The following is a 19,753-nucleotide window of genomic DNA, read 5'->3' as shown; positions in this document are numbered from 1 at the left end:
TACAAACCCGGCCTACGGGGTTCGATTATTTTGTAGGCCCGTGCAAGCGAAGCGCCGCCGGGCAAAACTCATGTTTTCTTGCGTTTCTTGCCCGGCATCGCCAGCGGCGACAGCAGAAAGGCGGTGAATATGCCGCTCACCAGCACAATGCCGAAGCTGCTGATGGCCTGAGTAGCGCTGAAAACCAGCATGCCGAGCGTCAGCAAAGTGGTGATCATCGCCAAAGTAATCGCCAGCAGCGACGTCAGCGGCGTGCCGCGCGGGTTGCTGAAAAACAGGGTGTAGTTGATGCCAATGCCGAGCACTAACACCAGCGCCAGCAGGGAGAACAGGTTCACCGTATGCCCGGTGAATGCCAGCACAGCCAGCCCGCAGCCGAGCGACAACAGCGACGGCACAAGGCTAATCAGCCCTTTGCGCCAGCCCAGACGCAGCATCGCGCCAAGTGCAATCACCGCCAGCGCTACGCCGAGCAGCGCCGTTAGAATAGTGCGGTAGAGCGTAAACAGACTGTCGAACGAGGCTTTGCGATCGTTCCACGCCACACCTTGGCTGTTATCGGCAAGTTTTTGCAGCGCGGCACTGTTCTTCACGCCGTCCACCGGCACCAGCACGCCGCTTTTGCCGTCAGGCAACGTCAGCCAAAGCAGCCGCCAGCCTTCGCTGGCCGGGCTTTTCAGCCACGCTTCCACGCTTACCGGCATCGGCGACAAATCCGGAGTGACGGCCTGCAGCCCGGCGCTGTTCAGCGCTTTTACCACCGCAGGCGCAGCTTCTTTCAGTAAAGCCAAATCCTGCTGCTGGCGCGCGACAGAGTTGAGCGGCAGCGTGCGGAACTGAGCAAAATCACCGGCGGCGCGCGCTTTCTCAAGCTGCGGCGTGAAGGCTTCCAGCCGTTCCAGCGTCTGCTGCGCGGAGTCGCCGTACACCACGAACCACTTCTGATCGACGCTTTGCCCGGTGAGCGCAGTAATCTTTTGCTCCTGCGCCAGCAGGTGCGGCGGCAGCGCCTGAAGCTGCGAAATATCATCGTTCACTCGCAGTTGGGAAAGCCCCGCCAGCGCGAACAGCGTCAGCGCCACCGGCAGGCCAACGGAGAGCGTTTTATTGCGCCGCCATGCCGCCAGCCAGCGCAGCATCAGGGTCATCAGCGGCACCGGACGCACCGGCAGGCCGCGGCACAGCCACGGATGCCAGAAAATCACCGTCAGGCAGGAGGCGCTCAGGCCCACCGCCGCGAACACCGCCATCTGACGAATGCCGGGGAACGGGGCCAGCATCATGATCAGATACGCCGCCACGGTGGTCAGCAGCGCCAGCAGCAGCGCATTGCGTACCTTGAGCAGGCTTTCCCACGGTGAACTTTGCTCACCGTGCACCATCCGTTCGGTGAGATAGTAAAGCGTATAGTCGGCGGAGATGCCGATGATGCTCATGCTCATCACCAGCGTCATCAGATGCAGTTCGCCGAACAGCAGCAGCGTGACGACCGTGCCAGCGGCAGCGCCGATGCCGATGGAAATCAGGCACAGCAGCAGCGGCAGCAGCGAGCGGAAGACCAGTACAATCAGCAGGATCACGCCGAGAATTGTCGCCAAACCAAGGGTGGAAACGTCATGCTTTGCCTGCTGGCTGGCGTAGTCGCTGTAGAACATCGTGCCGCGCGACAGCACCTTCGCCTGCGGGAACTGGGTTTTCAGCTCCGCTTCCAGCGCGGCAAATTCCTTCACGCGCTGGTGGGTTTGCTGCATGTCGAACGACGATCCTTTCAGCTCGCCGTGCAGCAGATACCAGTAGTTGCCCGCCTTATCCTGCGCCACCAGCCAGCCGTCCATCAGCCGCAGCTTCTGACCGTTCTGCGCCAGCGCCAGCTGCGAGCCGCGCATCAGCATCAGCGGGTCGTTGTTTAGCTCTTTGCCGCTGACGCCGGAAAACGCCGAGTAAAGCTGGGACAAAATCCACTGCGCCTGAGCTTCGCCGCCCTGTTCCAGACGCGCGCGCGTCGCTGGGTCAATCAGGCCGTTACGGTGCTGAAAGAAAAAGGTGCCCCAGGCCTGCTGGCTTTGGGCATCCATCTGGCCTTTGACTTCCCTCAGCGCACCGGAGCCTGCCAGCAGTGTCTGCCAGCGTGCTGCCACTGACGGATCGGCGGTTTTTCCGGGGCTGACCATCCACACCAGCTGGCCGTCGAGGCGCTGGATAAAGCCGTCGCTGAGCGCAGGTGGGATCGCACCCAGGCTTTGGGCAGGCAACATCGCCAGCACGCTGCTGTTCAGGCGAGCGCGTGGCAGCATCAGCGCCAGGGCGACCAGCAGAATCAGGCACAGCGCCAGCCAGCCGAAGGCCGCGCGGCGGGCGTTACTCGGCGACAAAGCGCTTACGTTCGTCATCGGTCAAAGTCGCTGGCGTCAGGCGCTGGTTGCTCAAAGTGATATCGGTGCGGTCACCCTGCTTATCGTTCAGCTGGATGCTTTCCAGATAGGTTTTCCCTGCCAGGTCGATGGAGGTAAAAATCTTGTCCAGCGGCGTGGTGGTCGGCGTCAGTTTCAGGGTCCAGCGGTCGTTACCTTTGTCCTGAAAATCAATGCGGAAGTTCTGCTCCAGCACTTTGCGGTCCGCCTGGAACAGCGCGCGCAGCAGATGGTTGAACTGGAACATCTGCGGATTGTTATCGGCGGTGATGGTCTGCGGCGGCTGGCCGTTAACGATTTGCACCATCCGCGAGTCGTTGAGCATCAGGCGCATCGGGAACGGCGAAGCCTGGTCCCACAGCAGCCCGGTGTCACGGGCGATCAGCATTTCGCCCTGCGAGCGCAGCGGCTGCGGCATCTCTTTGATGGTGCGGGTCTGGTCGAAATGGGCGCGCACCAGCGGCTGTTCGGTAAAGCGTTGCTGCAAATCTTCGAGCGTGATGGCGTGGGCCAATGGCGCTAATAGCAGGACAACGAGAGGCCAGAGCTTCATGATTCCACTCCCATTCGTTCAAACAGAACCGCCGGGCTGACGAAGCACAGCTCTTTGGTTTTTTCCTCCACTGCCACCTGAATGGTATAGCCAGTGGTGGTGCGTTTGCCGCTGGCGGCGTCGAAGATTTCATAGCCGATGCGCAGGCGGTTTTCATACTCTTCGAGCTTCGCGCGCACGCGAATGGTCTGCTCAAAGGTCACCACGTCGCGGTACTTCACGCGCGTATCCACGACGGGCCAGACATAGCCAGACTCTTTCATCTGGCGATAGCCGTAGTCGAACTGATTGAGCAGCGCCTCACGGGCGATTTCGAAATAGCGGAAGTAGTTGCCGTGCCACACCACGCCCATCATATCGACGTCGTGAAACGGCACGGTAATTTCAACTTCGGTGGTAAAGCGGGGATCGTTGAGCACCCGTCACTCCTTCTCGGTCGCGTCCGGCAGCTGCCAGAAATCAAAAAAGTTAAACCAGTCGAGCGGCGACGAGAGCGCGTAATGCTCCAGGCGCTGCGCATAGCGGTCGACGGTATTCTGCAAGGCCTGCTGGCGTTCACCGCGCGGCAACACCAGCGGGTCGGCGAAAGGCTCGCAGTGCACGTGCAGCTTGCCCTGCTGCTTGAGGGCAAAAATCATCAGCACCGGGCACTTCAGCACCGAGGCCAGAATGAACGGCCCCTGCGGGAACGGCGCAGGCGAGCCCATAAATTCGCTCCAGATAACGCGCCAGTCGCCGCCACGCTGCGGGTTGACCGCAATTCTGTCACCGACGATCGCCACCCATTCGCCCTGATCCAGCTTCTCTTTCAGCAGCATCGCGGTGTCCGGGCCAACGTCGGTGACGGAGATCAGGTTGATGCCCGACTGCGGGGCGTTCTCTTCCATCACCTGCTTAAAACGCTGGGCATTTTCGTTAAACACCAGCGCGTTAATGGTCCGCGTGGAGAGCGCGCGGCAGGCTTCGACATCACCGAGGTGCGAGGCCAGCAGCAGCTTGCCTTTGGGGGCGGACATATCCAGCGCGTCCTGCGCACCTGGCGCAAAAACGATATCGCGGCCCGGCTTCAGCTCCCCGCGCCAGCTGGCGATTTTGTCGAGGATGGCGTGACCGAAGCCCATAAAGTGATGAAAGCTGTTAAAGCGGGCGGGCTGCGGCAGATTGCGGGTGGCGAGCTCTCTCTTCACTCGGTCAATCCACTGCTGCGACGCGCGACGAGGGGCGCTTGCGGTGAGCCAGAACACGGCAATCACCGGCCACAGCAGCAGCGAAAAGGCACCGCGGCCAAAAGTTTTCCACACCCAAATCATCAGGCGCATGCCCCATAAGCCTTTGGCTTCAGGCTGTTTCGCCCAGTGCTGCGTGCGGCGGCGCATCAGCAAAGAGGGAATGCGCGGCAGCATGCCGAAGAACAGGCGCGTGTGCATCCAGGAGATGCGCAGGTTGTCCTTCAGGGCATCGAAATGCGACAGGCCATCTTCGGGATAGGTCACGCGAGTCGGCACAAAATAGCTGGTGTTGCCCTGCCAGTAGAGACGCACCATCACTTCGGTGTCGAAATCCATCCGCTTACCGAGCGGCACGCGGCGGGCAAGCTTCAGCGTGGGCTCGACCGGGTAAACGCGAAAGCCGCACATGCTGTCTTTCAGCTGGAGAGAAAGCGTCTCGATCCATACCCAGACGTGCGTCACGTAGCGCCCGTAAAGGCGTGAGCGCGGCACGGAGTCATCGTAAACCGGCCGGCCGGAAATCAGCGTGTCCGGGTGTTTTTCAGCAAGCGCGAGCAGGCGCGGGATATCTTCGATCGCATGCTGGCCGTCGGCGTCCACCTGCACCGCATGGCTGAAGCCTGCGCGCTGTGCCTCTTCCAGCCCGCGAATCACGGCGGCACCTTTGCCTGCGTTTTCAGGCAGGCGCACCAGCGTGACGTGCTCATTATCTGCTGCGAGTGCGTCAAGCGCCTCGCGCGTGGCGCTGTCGCTGCCGTCATCCACGATGATGCAGGGCAGCTGAAACCCGGACAGCCGCGCCAGCACACCCGCCATCATCGCGCCGTGGTTGTAGCAGGGGATCAGAATGCAGGGAGCAAAGGTTATCGACATAACCGAATCTTTCCGCTGCTGGCGGTGTGACGCGCTTCGCCTTCGTGGCGTGCATAGCTGAAGGTCAGAATTTGCTTTTCCGTCTGCCAGGTAAGCTGGAGCGTGACGGTCGTTTCCGGCAGCAAAGGGGCCTGGAACTTCACGTTCTGAATGCTGTGAAAGCGAAAGCCGGGGGCCAGCAGCGTGGTGGCGTAGTGCATCACCCAGTCGAGCTGCGCCACGCCGGGCAGCAGCGGCTGCACCTCAAAATGGCCCTGAAACCAGAACAGGTCCGGGTCCAGGAACAGCGTCAGGGAGAGCGACTGCGGCTCTGCTTGCTGATGCTCAAGTACACGAGGCTTCACGAAAATAACTCCTGCAACTGCGCGTAAACGCGCTTATTCATACTGTTAACCGGGATTTCATCAACTACCCGCCAGTAGCGCGGCACCGCGACGGATTCCAGCCACGGGAGCAGCGCCAGACGCCACGCTTGCTCCTGGGCTTTGCCGCCCGTAGAGAGCCACTGCTGACGCGCACTTTCGGTGAGCACCAGCACCACGCCGATGCCCTGACGACCGCCACGCGACACGGGCAGCGCAGCGGCATCCACAATGCCTTCCAGCGCCATCAGCCGCTTTTCCACTTCGCTCAGGGAAACACGCTTCTCTTCGATTTTTACAACGCGGCCACGGCGTCCGGCGAGACGGAATCCGTCGTCGACCAGTTCAATCATATCGTCGAGCAGCAGGCCTGATTCATCATTCAGCAGCGGCGAAAGCAAGCGCCATTCTTCGCCTTCGGCCCGCAGCGTTACGTCCGGGAATAGCTGCCACGAGGTGCCGTTGTCGATGCGCTGACGCCAGGCAATGATCCCGGTTTCAGTGCTGCCGTAGATTTCATCGAGCCAGACGTTGATCCAGCTTTGCGTCTCTTTCACCTCTTTCCACGGCAGCATGCCGCCTGCGGAAAGGATCATCCCCACCGGCGGCGGCGTGAGCTGCGGGTCGAGCCGTTTGAGAAACGCCGGGCTGCTGATAAAGACATAGCGATGTTCCGCCGGCAGCGCGCTCAGCTGTTCGGCGTAATAAAGCATGGCGGCATGCAGCGGCAGACCGCAGGCCATCGGCAAAAATATGCGGAACGTCAGGCCATAAAGATGCTGCGGCACGACGGAGGCCACCACCCGGCAGCCTTCGAGGCGCGGCTCAAAGCGCGCGTGAAGCATTCTGGCTTCCGCATCGAGCAGGGCAACCGGCTTGATGATCCTCTTCGGCTGCCCCGTGGAGCCGGAGGTAAACAGTTCCACGTAACTGTCGGCCGCTATCTGCGGCAGCGTGATGTCGTTGTGCGGTGCATCTTCTGCGGAAGCGACAACCAGCTGTGGACATTCGCAGTCGAGCCACGCTTCGCTCAGGATGCCGTCGAACAACGCCTGCTGTTCGTTCAGCAGCGAGGCGCGGCAGTGGCCGGGGATCACTGGAATTTTGCCCGCATGCAGCGTGGCCAGCAGCGCGACAATAAACAGGTAGCTGTTTTCGAAACAGAGCGCCCAGCGCTCGCCGGGCTGATTCTCCAGCGCTTGCAGTAACGTCACTACGTCATGGCGCAGTTCGCCCAGCCGCCATTCGCGTGCGCCCAGCCACGCTATGCAGGTATCGTCGGGGCGTGAAGGGTTCAGCCACTGTGACAGCGGAAGGGGGTGTTTCATGGTTGTTCTCTTTTCATCAAGCGTCGGCGAACCAGCCATTCTCCGGCCATCAGGCTGCCCATCAGCAGGTAGGCGATAACGCCGTTCCACGCGGTCCATAGCCGCATATCACCGTACAGCGCGGTGAACAGGGCGACGGAGCCATTCACAATAAAAAACAGGCACCAGATGCGCGTCACCTGACGGGTGTAGCGCACGCCTTCCGGCGGCAGATTCGGCTCGCGCAAGCGCGCCAGGCGCTCCACCAGCGGCATTGCGCTCCACAGCGAGCCGCCAAACACCGTCAGCATCACCAGGTTCACTACCACCGGATAGAACAGCAGCAGCTGGTGTGCCTTCAGCACGCTGCTTGCGACGCAAAGGGCAATGCCTGCCAGCGCCACGCTTTGCAGCACCCGGCGCATCGGCCCGGCCTGTTTGCGTACCTGAAACAGACGCAGAAGCAGCAGCGCCGCCATCACCGGCAGCAGCCAGTGCAGGCCGTTATGCGCCAGCCCGAAGCCGACCAGCAGCGGCCAGGCCAGCACAATGGCGCCTGTCGCCAGCCGCATCAGCGGCAGCGAACGTAAGCCGGACACGCAGGTTACTCGCCGTGCAGCAGGCGGCTGACGGCGTCGACCACATCCTGAACGGTGCGCACAGATTTAAACTCTTCAGGCTTAATTTTCTTGCCGGTTTTTTTCTGCAGATGGACGACCATGTCGACGGCATCGATGCTGTCGAGTTCCAGATCTTCATACAGCCGGGACTCAGGGGTGACTTCCTGAGGATCGATTTCAAAGAGTTTGTGCAGAAGTTCAGTGACTTCCTGGTAAATGGTTTCTTGTTCAGTCATAACGGACTCGTCTTTACGCGCGTTGGGCGTGAATAAAGGACGCCAGTGTGGCGACGGAATAGAAATGCTGGCGCATCTCTTCACTTTCTGCTGAAAGCACCACGCCGTACTGATTTTTTACCGCCAGTCCCAGCTCCAGCGCATCGATGGAATCCAGGCCTAAGCCGTCGCCAAAGAGAGGGGCATCGGTGTCGATATCATCCGCTGACAACTCATCAAGATTCAGGGTCTGAATGATGAGGTTTTTTATTTCAAGATAGAGAGCTTGCATCATTAATTCCTGCCAAAAGAGATCTTTCCCGGTCAGGTTTCCGGGTGGGACTGCTGTAACTGCGATAAAAACAGCCGGTTAAGCTGCCGGGCAGCCAGCGCCGGTTCTTGTAAGTTTGCATCATAATAATCGGTGATGGCGAGGCGGTCGCCTACCGTCACGTCGAATACGGGCTTCACCGGTGGCACATCATACCACTTGCTCTGTTTATCGAGCATACGTTCGCTACAGCCGATCGTCACAATTCGGACATCGCTTGCGCAGCGGACGGCGATATTTGCCGCACCGCGCTGGAGCGTCATCGGTTCACCGTAGCGGGTGCGGGTCCCTTCCGGGAAAATCAAAATGGTGTCGCCTTTGGCCAGGCGCTGCTGGCAGGCGGGCAGCAGGCTGTCGGCCTGGCTGTTAATTAAATAATCCGCGCTGCGAATCACCCCGCTCATAAACGGGTTGTGCAAGAGCGCCGCTTTCACCATGCAGTCGGTTTCCGGCATCACCGAAGCGAGCATGACGTAATCGAGCAGCGACGGGTGATTGGCGATCACCAGGCAGCCTTTTTCCTGACGCAAAATCGCTTCGCCGTGGAAGCGGTAATCCAGCACTCCCATCACTTTCGTGACCCACAGGAAAAAGCGAAAACTCTGCGAGATGCTGCGCCGGGCAATGCGTCGGCGGCGCGAGGGATTGCGCACGCAAACTAACAGGATATTAAACCAGATGAGCGACAGCAGCAGGCCACCAAGGCCGAACAGCGAGAAGCAAAACCCGGTGGCGAAAATACGCCAAAGACGGTTCAGACGGGAGCTGACGGTTGTCATTTGCGGCTCCAGCACCATTGCGCCACCTCACCGTCAATGGCGAACTGGCGATCGTTATTCAGATAGTGACGCAAAAACGTCAGGCTTTGCGGCAGACCACTTTCTGCTTCGCTTCCGCCGGGCTGCGTGTTACAGCTGAGGGTCTCCCCCGCTTCAAACACCATTGCGCAGGCGTAAGCCCAGGTGGGCATTTCGGCGTGGACGCTGGCGTGATAAAACGCGGGCAGCGTACCGTCAAAATCGACCATCAGAACCCGCTGATAGCCTGCCTGCAACAGGCTGATGACTTCGCACAATCCCTGCTGGAATGTGTCTTTCCCGGCGGCCAGTGACGAAGAGACAACGGGCTGCTTCGCGGCGATCGTCAGATTGCCGACGGCGGAATTGTGGACGGAGAGCGCAAAATCGGTCGGTGAAACGGCTTGTTCTGTGGCCAGCGCTTCCAGAATGCGGTAGTTACGCTCCAGCTCGCCGTGGCGGCTGGTGTAGAGCACTGCATCAATGGCGTGTTTTTGCAGCATCGACAGCCCGCATTCCACGGCAAGCTTGCTGCCGGAGCTCAGACGACGTGCGGTCATCATCGGCAGCGCAGTGAGTTTTGCCTGGGGTGCCTGCGGGTCAATTGGCCGGACGTGAGTCGCCCATTCGAGCCACTGTGCGGCGTCGCTTAAGCCAGGCGCGCGGGCCTGCCAGTCGATAAGATGTAATGCAAAATTCATTTGTGCAGCCTGGTCTGTCGAGTCTTTTAAAGAAGGTTATGCCATTAATTATGGTTTTATTCACGCGGCAAGTTGCAGGGAGGCCGCTGCTGACGCGCACATCCTACAATGTTGTCGGCAGGCTGGCGAATATCTGTAAGGCAGAGTGTTCTCAAATTAAGACATTTTCACTCAAGAACGAACAATACAGCGGGGATATCAGCCTGATACAGACGGATATCCCGCGATAATGATTACTGCTGTACCGCGCTGGAAAGACTAATCTGAATATCTTTATCGAGATTATGCACCCAACGATTGTAGTTTTTATGGATCTGACCACCTGACGCCATCAGATTGGTGCTGCCGTCATATTTGATGATGTAGCTGTTGGCGGAATACTGCACAAGAATATTGGCGGTATGGTCGCGCGCCTGCTGGCGGCCTTTAATCACACCCGGGCCTGCATCAGTCATAATCCACTGGCGGTTAAGACCGGCTTTTAAAATAGCATTACGCACCTGGGCTTCAGTATGACCGGACGCAACCGGGCTCTGCACGGTTTCGATCGGGGCGGTGCGGGAGACGCACCCTGCCAGCGCACCCACAACGGCCGCAGCCGCTAACCACTTCACAAACTTCTTCATCATTTACTCCATTCAATACGCAATTCGATGCGTGATTAAAACAAGCGATATTCAAACCAGACGTCAACGTGAGCGGAAATTCCTGGTTTTACATTATTTGAGCGTGAGTTCGTTATTTTAACGTTAAATACGGATGCGCTTTTTAAGCCGCCGTTGTTAATAGTGATGAGTTGTAAAATGATAAGGGAGTACCTGCCGTGCTGCAACCAAAATGGGTGTTAATATGATGATAATATTTCTTGCCATTAATATTACGTATGCGCTGAATTATTGGGCCGGAATTTTAGTTAGGCTGATATTAATTTGTGGCAGATTAAAAAATAAAACTACCCGATTGGGTAGTTTTATAGGCTGGCGGGTCACTAACCGGGCAGTCGGCTTTTCGGTCGTCCGGGCCCCAGCAGGATTGCCAGCTTGCTGCCGCCCTGGGTCGTTTCCATCCAGATTTTACACACGCTGGTGAGCGGCACCGACAGCAGCATACCCACCGGCCCGAGCAGCCAGCCCCAGATCAGCAACGACAGAAACACCACCAGCGTCGACATGCCGAGGCGATGGCCCATCATCCGCGGTTCGAGGATATTACCGAGCACCATGTGCACCGCGAGGAACAGAGCCCCCACCAGCACACATTCGTACCAGCCGTTAAAGAGCAGCGCCTGAATCATTGGCGGAATGGCGGAGATCACCGAGCCAATGTTCGGCACGTAGTTGAGCAGAAACGCCAGCACGCCCCACATCAGCGCGAACTGTACGCCCATTAACAACAGGCCGATCCAGACGATAATACCGGTCAGCAGGCTGATAAATGTTTTCAACGCCAGATAGTGCGACACGCCCTTCAGCGCACGGTGCAGCCCGGCGATGTGGATCTGCGGGTTGACCAACGCAAAACGCATTTTGTACGGCACGTGGCGCACTTCGAACAGCATAAACACCACGGTCATCACCAGCAGCACGATGCTGGCCATCGCCCCGGAGAGCCCCGCCATCATGGTGGTGGCGAAGGTCATCATTTTGTCGGAGTCAATGCGTTGCAGCATACGCTCCGGTGACATGTGCATATGTAAAAACGGCAGCGAGTCCTGCAACGCCAGCAGCTTGTGCGTCAGCTCTTTATTGTATTTTGGCAGCATGGCGACAAATTCATTGCCCGACGCCGCCAGCAGGCCGAACAACGCCATGAGCACGCAAAGCATCACAAACACCACGATAATAATGGCTATCGGGCGCGACACGCCGCGGCGAATAAACCAGGTCACCAGCGGATTGAGGACGATGGCAAAAAACAGCGCCAGCAAAAGCTGAACGATAATATCGGCGGCGGCATGGATCCCGGCAAGGATGATAACCAGGGACGCTAGTTTTAGCAGAATATGTAAACCCGCTTTGTCCGCGGTGGGTGTGGTCATGGCATTTTCCTTAATGGGCTATCGGCATTAAGTGTAGTGCGTTGTGGCGGGTTAATTGTCTGAAAGCGGGGCAAAAAAAAGCCCCGGTCGCAAAACCAGGGCTTGTTCGTCAGCAGGCTGGATCAGTTGATGACGATGGTGTTGATGATGTCTTCAGCCTGAGTCTGCGCTTTTTGCTGGTTGTCAGCAGGCAGCGTGATTTGCAGGGTCAGCAGTTTGTCGTCAACTTTGCCCAGCACCACGGAGGAGTAGGCGGTCTGGCCTTTCGCGGAGATGATGCTGTCGAGCTGCTGCAGGGTGTGGCCTTTCAGCTCAATGGATTTGTTGGTCACGACCTGCAGCTGCGGGTCGCGGCCGCGCTGCTGCTCTTCCAGGCGGGAAGCCAGCACGCCCAGGTCTTCGCTGGTGTTGTCGCCGACAATCACGATCACCGCTTTCTGGCCGGTGGCGTCAGAGTACACGTGCATGTTATTCGCCTGCGTACCCAGCTTGCCGCTCTGGTCGGTCATGTCGCCCGGCAGAGAGAAATTGAGTTTGCCGTCCATTAACTTAATGGACTGGGCAGCCGCGCTGCTTTCGGCGGATGCACCCTGGGCCGGGGCTTTGCTGTCGCTGTTATCACAGGCCGCAAGACCCATCACCAGCAGGCCAATACCGGCGTATTTAACCAATTTGCGCATTGACATCTTCCTTTTGATATACGGCCATTAATGGCACATCCGCGTATCTTATCACAACCCGTGAATTGCACGATTACCCGCGCTGAAATGCCGGAATTTCAGACTTATCTGCGAGTTTTTTCAATAGCATATTGAGCAGCACGCCGTACATCGGCAGGAAGAACACGATGCTGATAAGCACCTTAAAGCTGTAGTCGACCAGCGCGATTTCCTGCCAGTGGCTGGCCATAAACGGATCAGTACTGCGCCAGAAAGCGATAAAGAAGAAGGCGACGGTATCGCTGATGTTACCGAACAGCGTTGAGGCCGTTGGCGCAAGCCACCAGTAGCGACTCTGGCGCAGGCGGTTAAAGACGCCAACGTCAAGAATTTGCCCTAACGCATAAGCCATAAAGCTTGCCGCCGCGATGCGCGCCACGAACAGGTTGAAGCTGCCAAGTGCGGCAAAGCCCTGCCACTCGCCCATGTAGAACAGCGACGAAACGCCATAAGAAATCAGCAGCGCAGGCACCATTACCGCAAAAATAATCTTACGGGCAAGCGGCGCACCGAAAATACGCACGGTCAGGTCGGTGGCGAGGAAAATAAAGGGAAAGCTGAATGCGCCCCAGGTGGTGTGAAAACCAAAAATGGAGACCGGTAGCTGCACCAGGTAGTTACTGGATGTGATCACCAGCAGATGAAACAATGAAAGCCAGAACAACGCTTTTACGCGCTGGGCTTGAGAAAACGACGTCATATTGTGACCTTTTTAGTGGTTGGGGTGAGGGAACCCAAGAAAAACCGCCGCATGATACTGCGTTCTGTGCGCTTTGCAACGGCTAATTTTCGCGCAATCGTTAACCTGCCTTGCGTCACAAAAAAGTGCGCGTAAACTAATGCGGTTTTTTGACTGACTGAGTGAACCATGAGCGATCTTTTTTCTGCCGCCGACCACACCCTCGACGCACAGGGCCTGCGCTGCCCGGAACCGGTAATGATGGTGCGTAAAACCGTACGCACGATGCCCGTGGGCGAAACACTGCTGATTATCGCCGACGATCCGGCCACCACCCGCGACATCCCCGGCTTCTGCCGCTTTATGGAACATGAACTGATTGCTCAGCAGACGGAAAGCCTGCCCTATCAGTATCTGATCCGCAAAGGCCATTGATCCCTGGGCAGAAACTGTGATCTGCCCTGAAATATTGTTATCAAAACCTTAAACCACCGTTTCACAATTGTAGCTTTTGTGAGGCGCCTCACCGTCACTCTCCCGGCAACAGGCTAGTTTTTAAACGCAAAACTAAAACAACGTTTTATTAAATACCCTGGAGACGACCGATGAAAATGACTGTAAGGCCATTTGTGGCCGCCCTTTGCCTGTCCGCTGCCACCCTCTCTTTTGCCCCTTCACTTCTGGCGCAGACCATTCGTGCCGCCGACGTCCATCCTGAGGGCTATCCGAACGTTGTTGCGGTGCAGCATATGGGGGAAAAGCTTAAGCAGCAGAGCAACGGCGAGCTGGAGATTAAAGTCTTCCCGGGCGGCGTGCTGGGCGATGAAAAACAGATGATTGAACAGGCGCAGATGGGGGCGATCGATATGATCCGCGTCTCAATGGCGCCTGTGGCGGCTATTCTGCCCGATGTTGAAGCCTTTACTCTGCCCTACGTCTTCCGCGATGAAGATCATATGCACAAGGTTATCGACGGTGATATCGGCAAGCAGCTTGGCGACAAACTCACCAACAACCCGAAATCGAAGCTGGTGTTCCTTGGCTGGATGGATTCAGGCACGCGTAACCTCATCACCAAAAAACCGGTGGTTAAACCTGACGATCTGAAAGGGATGAAAATCCGCGTACAGGGCAGCCCGGTTGCCATTGATACCCTGAAAGACATGGGCGCAAACGCCGTCGCAATGGGCGTGAGTGAAGTTTATAGCGGGATGCAAACCGGCGTGATTGACGGGGCAGAGAACAACCCACCAACCTTCATCGCCCACAACTACATGCCGGTGGCGAAAAACTACACCCTCAGCGGCCACTTCATTACTCCGGAAATGCTGCTCTACTCCAAAGTGAAATGGGACAAGCTCAGCGCTGACCAGCAGCAAAAAATCCTGACCCTGGCTCGCGAGGCGCAGATGGAGCAGCGTCAGCTGTGGAATGCCTACAACCAGCAGGCGCTGGCGAAAATGAAGGCCGGCGGCGTGCAGTTCCATGAAATCGACAAAGCGTACTTCGTCCAGGCGACGGAGCCGGTGCGTAAAGCCTATGGCGATAAGCATCAGGACCTGATGAAAGCCATTGCCGACGTGCAGTAAGCGTTGCGGTGACGGAGGCGCTATGTCTGAGTCCTTTCCAAAATTGATGGACAAGCTGTACATGCTGGCGATGTGGGTCGCTGGCGTGTCGCTGCTGATAATGACCATCGTTATCCCGATCGGGATTTTCTCCCGCTACGTGCTCAACCGGGGCGAGTCCTGGCCCGAGCCGGTGGCCATTCTTTGCATGGTGACGTTTACCTTTATCGGCGCGGCGGTGGGGTACCGCGCCGGGTCGCACATTGCGGTCAATATGCTGACGGACCGTCTGCCCGCCGGGCTGCAACGCGCGGCGACCAGGCTTGTCGACCTGATGATGCTGCTGATTACCGGGCTGATGCTCTGGTACAGCTACGGGCTGTGTCTCGACCTGTGGGATCAGCCGGTGGCGGAGTTTCCGCTGCTGACTTCCGGGGAAACGTATCTGCCGCTGCCGATCGGCTCGGCGGTGCTGATTTTGTTCGTCATCGAGCGTCTGCTGTTCGGTTCCCAGGAGAACCGTCCGGTGGTGCTTATCGGTAACCACGGTTAAGGGGTGTTTAATGGACGCGTTTATTCTGCTTTTCACCCTCGCCATTCTGCTGGCAATCGGCATGCCGGTGGCTTTTGCCGTGGGGCTGAGCGCCGTGGCGGGCGCACTGTGGATCGATTTGCCGCTGGAGGCGCTGATGATCCAGATAACCAGCGGCGTGAATAAATTTACCCTGCTGGCGATCCCGTTCTTTATTCTCGCCGGGGCCATCATGGCGGAAGGCGGCATCGCCCGCCGTCTGGTCAATTTTGCCTATTTGTTCGTTGGCTTTATTCGCGGTGGGCTGTCGCTGGTGAACATCGTGGCCTCCACATTTTTTGGGGCCATTTCAGGCTCGTCGGTGGCGGACACGGCATCAATTGGCAGCGTGATGATCCCCGAGATGGAGAAAAAGGGTTATCCGCGCGAATACGCGGCTGCGGTAACCGCCAGCGGTTCGGTGCAGGCCATCCTGATCCCGCCGAGCCACAACTCGGTGATTTACTCCCTGGCGGCGGGCGGCACGGTTTCCATCGCCACGCTGTTTATTGCCGGCGTGCTGCCGGGGCTGCTATTGGGCGTCAGCCTGATGGTAATGTGCCTCTGCTTTGCCCGTAAGCGCGGCTATCCGAAAGGAGAGGTCATCCCCTTTCGCCAGGCGGTGAAGATATTTGTCGATGCGTTATGGGGGCTGATGACGGTGGTTATCATCCTCGGCGGCATTTTGTCGGGCATTTTTACCGCAACGGAATCAGCAGCGGTAGCCTGTCTCTGGGCGTTTTTCGTCACCATGTTTATCTATCGTGACTACCAGTGGAATGAGTTGCCTAAGTTGATGTATCGCACGGTGAAAACGGTCAGCATTGTCATGATCCTGATTGGCTTTGCGGCAGCGTTTGGCGCGGTGATGACCTACATGCAGCTGCCGATGCGTATCACTGAATTCTTCACCTCGCTGTCCAGCAACAAGTACGTCATTCTGATGTACCTGAACATCATGCTGCTGCTGATAGGTACGCTGATGGACATGGCACCGATCATCCTGATTCTGACGCCGGTGCTGCTGCCGGTGACCAATGCGCTGGGAATCGATCCGGTGCATTTCGGGATGATCATGATGGTCAACCTCGGGATCGGTCTGATCACCCCGCCGGTAGGATCGGTGCTGTTTGTCGCCAGCGCAGTGAGCAAGCAGAAAATAGAAACGGTGGTGAAAGCCATGCTGCCGTTCTACGGCATTCTGCTGATCGTGCTGGCGATGGTGACCTACATTCCGGCGATTTCGCTTTGGTTGCCGCATGCATTAGGGATGTAGCCCGTTAATTGCCCGGTGAGCACGGTGCCACCGGGCAGCGTCTTTATTTCTTATTCAGTAACCGCAAAGCATTCGCCGTGACCAGCACCGTCGCTCCCGTATCCGCCAGCACCGCCAGCCACAGGCCGGTGATGCCGAGCAGCGTGGTCACCAGGAAAATCCCCTTCAGGCCCAGCGCCAGCGTAATGTTCTGCCGAATGTTGGCGCGGGTGGCGCGGGCGAGGCTAATCATCTGCGCCAGCCCGGTCAGGCGGTTGCCCGTCAATGCCGCGTCGGCCGTTTCCAGCGCCACGTCTGTGCCGCTGCCCATTGCGATACCAATGGTTGAGGCTTTCATCGCCGGTGCGTCGTTGATGCCGTCGCCGACCATTGCCAGCGGGGCCTGCGCATTCAGCGCGCTAACCGCCGTGACTTTATCTTCCGGCAGCAGCCCGGCGCGGTACTCCAGTCCCAATTCGCCCGCAATCGCGGCGGCAGCTCTTGGGTTATCGCCCGTCAGGATCACGCCCTGCACGCCCAATTGATGCAGGGCATCAATGGCTTCGCGCGCGTCTTCCCGCAGCGTGTCGCGCAGGGCGAGAATGCCCAACAGCTCCTCGTTGCGAACGACTAACACCACGGTTTGACCGGCGCTTTCCAGTTGCTCAATGTGCTGCGCAAATCCTGCGGCCTCGAACTTCCCGGCGGCGCAAATCAGCACGCGCTGGCCGTCCACCTGCGCTTCGATACCTGAACCGGCCAGCGCCCGCTGAGAGGTCGCCTGTGGCAAAGGCAGATTGCGGCTCTGCGCTTCCGTCACAATGGCCGTCGCCAGCGGATGGCTTGAGCCCTGCTCCACGGCCGCGGCAAGCGCCAACAGGGAGTTCTCCGTTTCGCCATTCAGGGGCTGGATGGCGGTGACGCGAGGTTTCCCGACGGTCAGCGTGCCGGTTTTATCAAAAGCGATATGGTGGATGCTGCCGAGCTGCTCCAGAGCCGCGCCGCCTTTGATGAGCGCGCCGCGACGGGCTGCTGCCGCCAGGCCTGAAGTGATTGCCGCAGGCGTTGAAATCACCAGTGCGCAAGGGCAGCCAATCAGCAGCAAAGTCAGGCCTTTGTAGATCCACGGCTGCCATTCCGCGCCCATCAGCAGCGGCGGCACAACGGCCACCAGTAGCGCGACCAGCATGATGGCGGGCGTGTAAATCCGGCTGAAACGGTCAATAAAGCGCTCGATAGGCGCGCGACGCTCTTCGGCCTCTTCAATCAGGCGCAGGATGCGGTCGATGGCGCTGGCGCCCGGTTCTGACACCACGCGCAGCTGAACAAGGCGATCTACGCTGGTCGCGCCAGCCGGAACGGCTTCGCCTTCGGCCCGCTCTACCGGAACGGATTCCCCGGTGAGCGCGCTTTCATCAAAGCTCGCGAAGGAGGAGATCAGCTGGCAGTCTGCGGGCAGGCGGCCTCCGGCAGCAACTTCAATGATATCGCCAGGGCGTAAATCGCGCTGGGCGACGGTTTCACGCTGACCGTCACGAAGACGTGTAGCCGTGTCCGGTTTTAACGCCATCAGCGCGCTGACGCCTTTGCGGGCGCGGCTGGCGGCCCAGCCTTCAAGGCGTTCCCCGATGATAAACAGCAGCAGGACCATCGCCGCTTCTGCGGTTGCACCAATAAACAGCGCGCCGATGGCCGCCACGCTCATCAGCGTTTCGATGGCAAACCAGCTGCCGCTCTTGATAAGCCTCAGCGCCTGACGGGCAATCGGGAACAGGCCGACCAGGGTTGTGGCAATAAAAGCGAGGTTGCCGAGCGGATGGTTTATGCGTTCCAGCCCCCAACTCACGGCCATTAGCACAATCAGCAGAATCAGCGGCAGATTTTCACGCAGGCGGGAAGGGGCTTCCGCTTCGGGCGCATCTTCGCTGCGAAGCGCATAGCCTGTTTTCGTGACGGCAGATTCCACCTCAGCGCGGATATCGCTGTCCGCATCCACCAGCAGTTTTTCGGTGGCGAACAGCACCTGAACCTGCTTCACGCCTGCAACCTGCCGCACGGCGTTTTCGACTTTGCGCGCGCAGGCGGCGCAGTCCATGCCGCTGACTTTCCAGCTGAAACGGTTGGCGCTGAGCAATTCGGTGGGCTGCTCAGGGGAAGCGCATGCGTCGCCGCAGCCGCAGGGAGTCGCCTCGCTGCCGGGAGGCGTCAGCTGGAACGAAGTGAAGCGTGGGGCTTTTTTGCCGTCGGTATCCGGAGTCGACATGGCACTCTCCTGTTAATGATAATTTTCTCACTAACGTAGAGCATACACTTTGGAGTCGACTCCAGAGTCAAGACTCTTTTTTAAAGATAGAGCGCGCGAACGATTAAAAAGTGTCCGGCGAAGTAGCAGGCCGAAGCGATGGCATTGTCGGCACGGAAGCGGCGGCGATAGTGGCTGCCCAGCCAGACGATATTCCCGATCAGCAGCAGCGTCGCGCCGAGGAAACCCGACAGCGCGGTGTCCACCGGGCGGAAGAACCACAGCTCACCCGCCAGCCACACCATCACCAGCGTCATCGCGATAAACGTGCAGACCGGTAGGCGAAGCTCTTCGAGGCGCGACCAGATCACCGCTATCAGCAGCGCGCCAATCACCAGCAGCACCAGCGGCAGCGGCCAGAAGAACGACAGCGTCATCTGGCTGGCGAACCAGATCGTGTACAGCAGATGAGACAGAAAAAAAGCGCCAATAGCGTACAGCATGCGTTCGCGCGACAGCAGCGTCAGCGCATCGCCAATCAGGGAGGCACACAGGCCCGCCAGCACCAGATAGCTGATGGCGTTAAACATCGGTGCCTGCCAGGCAAGGAGCAGCAGCAGGATCAGCGTGACGGGTTTGAACACCCAGCGTTGCCAGACCGGGCCGCGGTAGGACGCATCCACGTACAACCAGCCGGACAGACAGACTGCAATGAACGACCAAAGCATAGTAAATCCTTGTATTGTCTGATAAGCACTCTCTGATTCAGTGTAGTGGCGCGGGTGGGCAGATGGCAATGGCGGGGCGTGCGGGGTATCCTGTTTTCCGTCAATTCTGAGGGGAGAAACCCGTGAGCAAAATGCCGTTATTTTTCGTGGTGGTGGTGGCGATTATCATCATTGCAGCCTCGTTTCGCTTTGTGCAGCAGCGTCGCGAAAAAATGGATAACGAAGCCGCGCCCTTGCAGCAAAAGCAGGTGGTGGTGAGCAACAAGCGCGAATACGTGCCCGGTTTCCGCCCTTCACCACAGCGCCAGACCGCACCGGCAGGCAGCGAAGTGCGCTTCGAAGTGAGCGTTAAACCGCAGACCGGCGGGCTGGAGGAGACCTGGCGCGTGGATGAGAAACAGTATCATCAGCTGAGCGTGGGCGACAAAGGCACGCTGAGCTATAAGGGAACGCGGTTCGTGGAGTTTAAAGCGGAATAATATTGCCGGGCGTCGCGCTCGCTAGCCCGGCCTACAGGTGTATGGCCCGAATGGGTAGGCCGGGTAAGCGCTAGC

At 58.4% G+C, this 19,753-nt stretch carries 22 protein-coding genes; 5 read left to right on the top strand and 17 right to left on the bottom strand.

Translation table 11 applies throughout. The features are described from left to right. Window positions 1-68: 68 nt before the first annotated feature. The 15 genes from CRO87_RS13135 to CRO87_RS13065 all read right to left on the bottom strand — a co-directional run bounded on the left by CRO87_RS13135 (window position 69) and on the right by CRO87_RS13065 (window position 12,856). Window positions 69-2,390, bottom strand: a complete 2,322-nt coding sequence (locus tag CRO87_RS13135) for an MMPL family transporter (RefSeq protein WP_097163394.1) — start codon at window positions 2,388-2,390, stop codon at window positions 69-71. Then, the gene (locus tag CRO87_RS13130; RefSeq protein ID WP_097163393.1) at window positions 2,359-2,964 is read right to left on the bottom strand and encodes an outer membrane lipoprotein carrier protein LolA; all 606 of its coding nucleotides are present in this window, start codon (window positions 2,962-2,964) and stop codon (window positions 2,359-2,361) included. The genes CRO87_RS13135 and CRO87_RS13130 overlap by 32 nt, the downstream gene beginning before the upstream one ends. Beyond that, window positions 2,961-3,383 carry a thioesterase family protein gene (locus tag CRO87_RS13125; RefSeq protein WP_097163392.1) on the bottom strand — a complete coding sequence of 141 codons (423 nt, stop codon included), beginning with the start codon at window positions 3,381-3,383 and terminating at the stop codon, window positions 2,961-2,963. Before CRO87_RS13125 ends, CRO87_RS13130 begins: the two co-directional genes overlap by 4 nt. Before the next feature lie 3 nt (window positions 3,384-3,386). After that, window positions 3,387-5,066: a glycosyltransferase gene (locus CRO87_RS13120; protein WP_097163391.1), complete on the bottom strand. Its 1,680-nt coding sequence runs from the start codon at window positions 5,064-5,066 to the stop codon at window positions 3,387-3,389. Beyond that, on the bottom strand, window positions 5,057-5,410 hold the full coding sequence (locus CRO87_RS13115; protein WP_097163390.1) for a beta-hydroxyacyl-ACP dehydratase: 354 nt from the start codon (window positions 5,408-5,410) through the stop codon (window positions 5,057-5,059). The genes CRO87_RS13120 and CRO87_RS13115 overlap by 10 nt, the downstream gene beginning before the upstream one ends. Beyond that, window positions 5,407-6,756, bottom strand: a complete 1,350-nt coding sequence (locus CRO87_RS13110) for an AMP-binding protein (protein ID WP_097163389.1) — start codon at window positions 6,754-6,756, stop codon at window positions 5,407-5,409. Before CRO87_RS13110 ends, CRO87_RS13115 begins: the two co-directional genes overlap by 4 nt. Next, window positions 6,753-7,334, bottom strand: coding sequence for a hypothetical protein (locus CRO87_RS13105; protein WP_097163388.1), 582 nt, complete (start codon window positions 7,332-7,334; stop codon window positions 6,753-6,755). Before CRO87_RS13105 ends, CRO87_RS13110 begins: the two co-directional genes overlap by 4 nt. A 5-nt stretch (window positions 7,335-7,339) precedes the next feature. Continuing rightward, a complete protein-coding gene (locus CRO87_RS13100) occupies window positions 7,340-7,591 on the bottom strand; it encodes an acyl carrier protein (protein WP_097163387.1) in 252 nt (83 codons plus the stop codon). Between the two features lie 13 nt (window positions 7,592-7,604). Next, entirely contained in the window at window positions 7,605-7,862 is a 258-nt protein-coding gene (locus CRO87_RS13095) for a phosphopantetheine-binding protein (protein ID WP_097163386.1), read from the bottom strand. A 32-nt stretch (window positions 7,863-7,894) separates the two neighbouring features. Further along, a complete protein-coding gene (locus CRO87_RS13090; protein WP_097163385.1) occupies window positions 7,895-8,698 on the bottom strand; it encodes a 1-acyl-sn-glycerol-3-phosphate acyltransferase in 804 nt (267 codons plus the stop codon). Further along, complete coding sequence (locus CRO87_RS13085) at window positions 8,677-9,399, bottom strand: beta-ketoacyl synthase chain length factor (RefSeq protein WP_097163384.1); 723 nt, start codon at window positions 9,397-9,399, stop codon at window positions 8,677-8,679. Before CRO87_RS13085 ends, CRO87_RS13090 begins: the two co-directional genes overlap by 22 nt. A 233-nt stretch (window positions 9,400-9,632) precedes the next feature. Beyond that, window positions 9,633-10,025: a hypothetical protein gene (locus tag CRO87_RS13080; protein WP_097163383.1), complete on the bottom strand. Its 393-nt coding sequence runs from the start codon at window positions 10,023-10,025 to the stop codon at window positions 9,633-9,635. A 362-nt stretch (window positions 10,026-10,387) separates the two neighbouring features. Continuing rightward, entirely contained in the window at window positions 10,388-11,437 is a 1,050-nt protein-coding gene (locus CRO87_RS13075; RefSeq protein ID WP_097163382.1) for an AI-2E family transporter, read from the bottom strand. Between the two features lie 122 nt (window positions 11,438-11,559). Further along, complete coding sequence (locus CRO87_RS13070) at window positions 11,560-12,117, bottom strand: DcrB family lipoprotein (RefSeq protein WP_097163381.1); 558 nt, start codon at window positions 12,115-12,117, stop codon at window positions 11,560-11,562. Window positions 12,118-12,190: 73 nt separating this feature from the next. After that, a complete protein-coding gene (locus CRO87_RS13065; protein WP_097163380.1) occupies window positions 12,191-12,856 on the bottom strand; it encodes a 7-cyano-7-deazaguanine/7-aminomethyl-7-deazaguanine transporter in 666 nt (221 codons plus the stop codon). A gap of 168 nt (window positions 12,857-13,024) precedes the next feature. Between CRO87_RS13065 and tusA the strand changes: the two genes are divergently transcribed. The 4 genes from tusA (at window position 13,025) to CRO87_RS13045 (ending at window position 16,250) form a co-directional block, all read left to right on the top strand. Then, window positions 13,025-13,270, top strand: coding sequence for a sulfurtransferase TusA (gene tusA, locus CRO87_RS13060; protein ID WP_097163379.1), 246 nt, complete (start codon window positions 13,025-13,027; stop codon window positions 13,268-13,270). Between the two features lie 170 nt (window positions 13,271-13,440). Further along, window positions 13,441-14,424, top strand: coding sequence for a TRAP transporter substrate-binding protein (locus tag CRO87_RS13055; RefSeq protein ID WP_097163378.1), 984 nt, complete (start codon window positions 13,441-13,443; stop codon window positions 14,422-14,424). A gap of 22 nt (window positions 14,425-14,446) precedes the next feature. After that, the gene (locus CRO87_RS13050) at window positions 14,447-14,956 is read left to right on the top strand and encodes a TRAP transporter small permease (RefSeq protein ID WP_097163377.1); all 510 of its coding nucleotides are present in this window, start codon (window positions 14,447-14,449) and stop codon (window positions 14,954-14,956) included. Window positions 14,957-14,966: 10 nt separating this feature from the next. Then, window positions 14,967-16,250 (top strand): TRAP transporter large permease, encoded by a 1,284-nt coding sequence (locus tag CRO87_RS13045; RefSeq protein WP_097163376.1) that lies wholly within the window; start codon window positions 14,967-14,969, stop codon window positions 16,248-16,250. Window positions 16,251-16,293: 43 nt separating this feature from the next. On the opposite strand, the gene zntA is transcribed toward CRO87_RS13045, so the two are convergent. Together zntA and CRO87_RS13035 are read right to left on the bottom strand one after the other, a co-directional pair. Further along, window positions 16,294-18,492, bottom strand: coding sequence for a Zn(II)/Cd(II)/Pb(II) translocating P-type ATPase ZntA (zntA, locus tag CRO87_RS13040; RefSeq protein WP_097163375.1), 2,199 nt, complete (start codon window positions 18,490-18,492; stop codon window positions 16,294-16,296). 80 nt (window positions 18,493-18,572) lie between these two features. Further along, complete coding sequence (locus tag CRO87_RS13035) at window positions 18,573-19,199, bottom strand: lysoplasmalogenase (protein ID WP_097163374.1); 627 nt, start codon at window positions 19,197-19,199, stop codon at window positions 18,573-18,575. Between the two features lie 122 nt (window positions 19,200-19,321). Between CRO87_RS13035 and CRO87_RS13030 the strand changes: the two genes are divergently transcribed. After that, complete coding sequence (locus CRO87_RS13030) at window positions 19,322-19,678, top strand: DUF2500 domain-containing protein (protein WP_097163373.1); 357 nt, start codon at window positions 19,322-19,324, stop codon at window positions 19,676-19,678. The last annotated feature ends 75 nt before the right edge of the window (window positions 19,679-19,753 follow it).

Source organism: Enterobacter sp. CC120223-11 (assembly GCF_900215375.1).
Taxonomy (GTDB): Bacteria; Pseudomonadota; Gammaproteobacteria; order Enterobacterales; family Enterobacteriaceae; genus Scandinavium.
Note: the sequence above shows the minus strand (reverse complement) of the source record. Positions and strands in the feature narration are given on the sequence as shown.

Bases quoted from the DNA above. Each gene is read 5' to 3' on its own strand.
- zntA (WP_097163375.1), bottom strand. From the start codon at position 18,492: ATGTCGACTCCGGATACCGACGGCAAAAAAGCCCCACGCTTCACTTCG.
- CRO87_RS13095 (WP_097163386.1), bottom strand. From the start codon at position 7,862: ATGCAAGCTCTCTATCTTGAAATAAAAAACCTCATCATTCAGACCCTG.
- CRO87_RS13035 (WP_097163374.1), bottom strand. From the start codon at position 19,199: ATGCTTTGGTCGTTCATTGCAGTCTGTCTGTCCGGCTGGTTGTACGTG.
- CRO87_RS13110 (WP_097163389.1), bottom strand. From the start codon at position 6,756: ATGAAACACCCCCTTCCGCTGTCACAGTGGCTGAACCCTTCACGCCCC.
- CRO87_RS13075 (WP_097163382.1), bottom strand. From the start codon at position 11,437: ATGACCACACCCACCGCGGACAAAGCGGGTTTACATATTCTGCTAAAA.
- CRO87_RS13100 (WP_097163387.1), bottom strand. From the start codon at position 7,591: ATGACTGAACAAGAAACCATTTACCAGGAAGTCACTGAACTTCTGCAC.
- CRO87_RS13055 (WP_097163378.1), top strand. From the start codon at position 13,441: ATGAAAATGACTGTAAGGCCATTTGTGGCCGCCCTTTGCCTGTCCGCT.
- tusA (WP_097163379.1), top strand. From the start codon at position 13,025: ATGAGCGATCTTTTTTCTGCCGCCGACCACACCCTCGACGCACAGGGC.
- CRO87_RS13090 (WP_097163385.1), bottom strand. From the start codon at position 8,698: ATGGTGCTGGAGCCGCAAATGACAACCGTCAGCTCCCGTCTGAACCGT.
- CRO87_RS13045 (WP_097163376.1), top strand. From the start codon at position 14,967: ATGGACGCGTTTATTCTGCTTTTCACCCTCGCCATTCTGCTGGCAATC.
- CRO87_RS13120 (WP_097163391.1), bottom strand. From the start codon at position 5,066: ATGTCGATAACCTTTGCTCCCTGCATTCTGATCCCCTGCTACAACCAC.
- CRO87_RS13135 (WP_097163394.1), bottom strand. From the start codon at position 2,390: ATGACGAACGTAAGCGCTTTGTCGCCGAGTAACGCCCGCCGCGCGGCC.
- CRO87_RS13050 (WP_097163377.1), top strand. From the start codon at position 14,447: ATGTCTGAGTCCTTTCCAAAATTGATGGACAAGCTGTACATGCTGGCG.
- CRO87_RS13065 (WP_097163380.1), bottom strand. From the start codon at position 12,856: ATGACGTCGTTTTCTCAAGCCCAGCGCGTAAAAGCGTTGTTCTGGCTT.
- CRO87_RS13080 (WP_097163383.1), bottom strand. From the start codon at position 10,025: ATGAAGAAGTTTGTGAAGTGGTTAGCGGCTGCGGCCGTTGTGGGTGCG.
- CRO87_RS13085 (WP_097163384.1), bottom strand. From the start codon at position 9,399: ATGAATTTTGCATTACATCTTATCGACTGGCAGGCCCGCGCGCCTGGC.
- CRO87_RS13070 (WP_097163381.1), bottom strand. From the start codon at position 12,117: ATGCGCAAATTGGTTAAATACGCCGGTATTGGCCTGCTGGTGATGGGT.
- CRO87_RS13130 (WP_097163393.1), bottom strand. From the start codon at position 2,964: ATGAAGCTCTGGCCTCTCGTTGTCCTGCTATTAGCGCCATTGGCCCAC.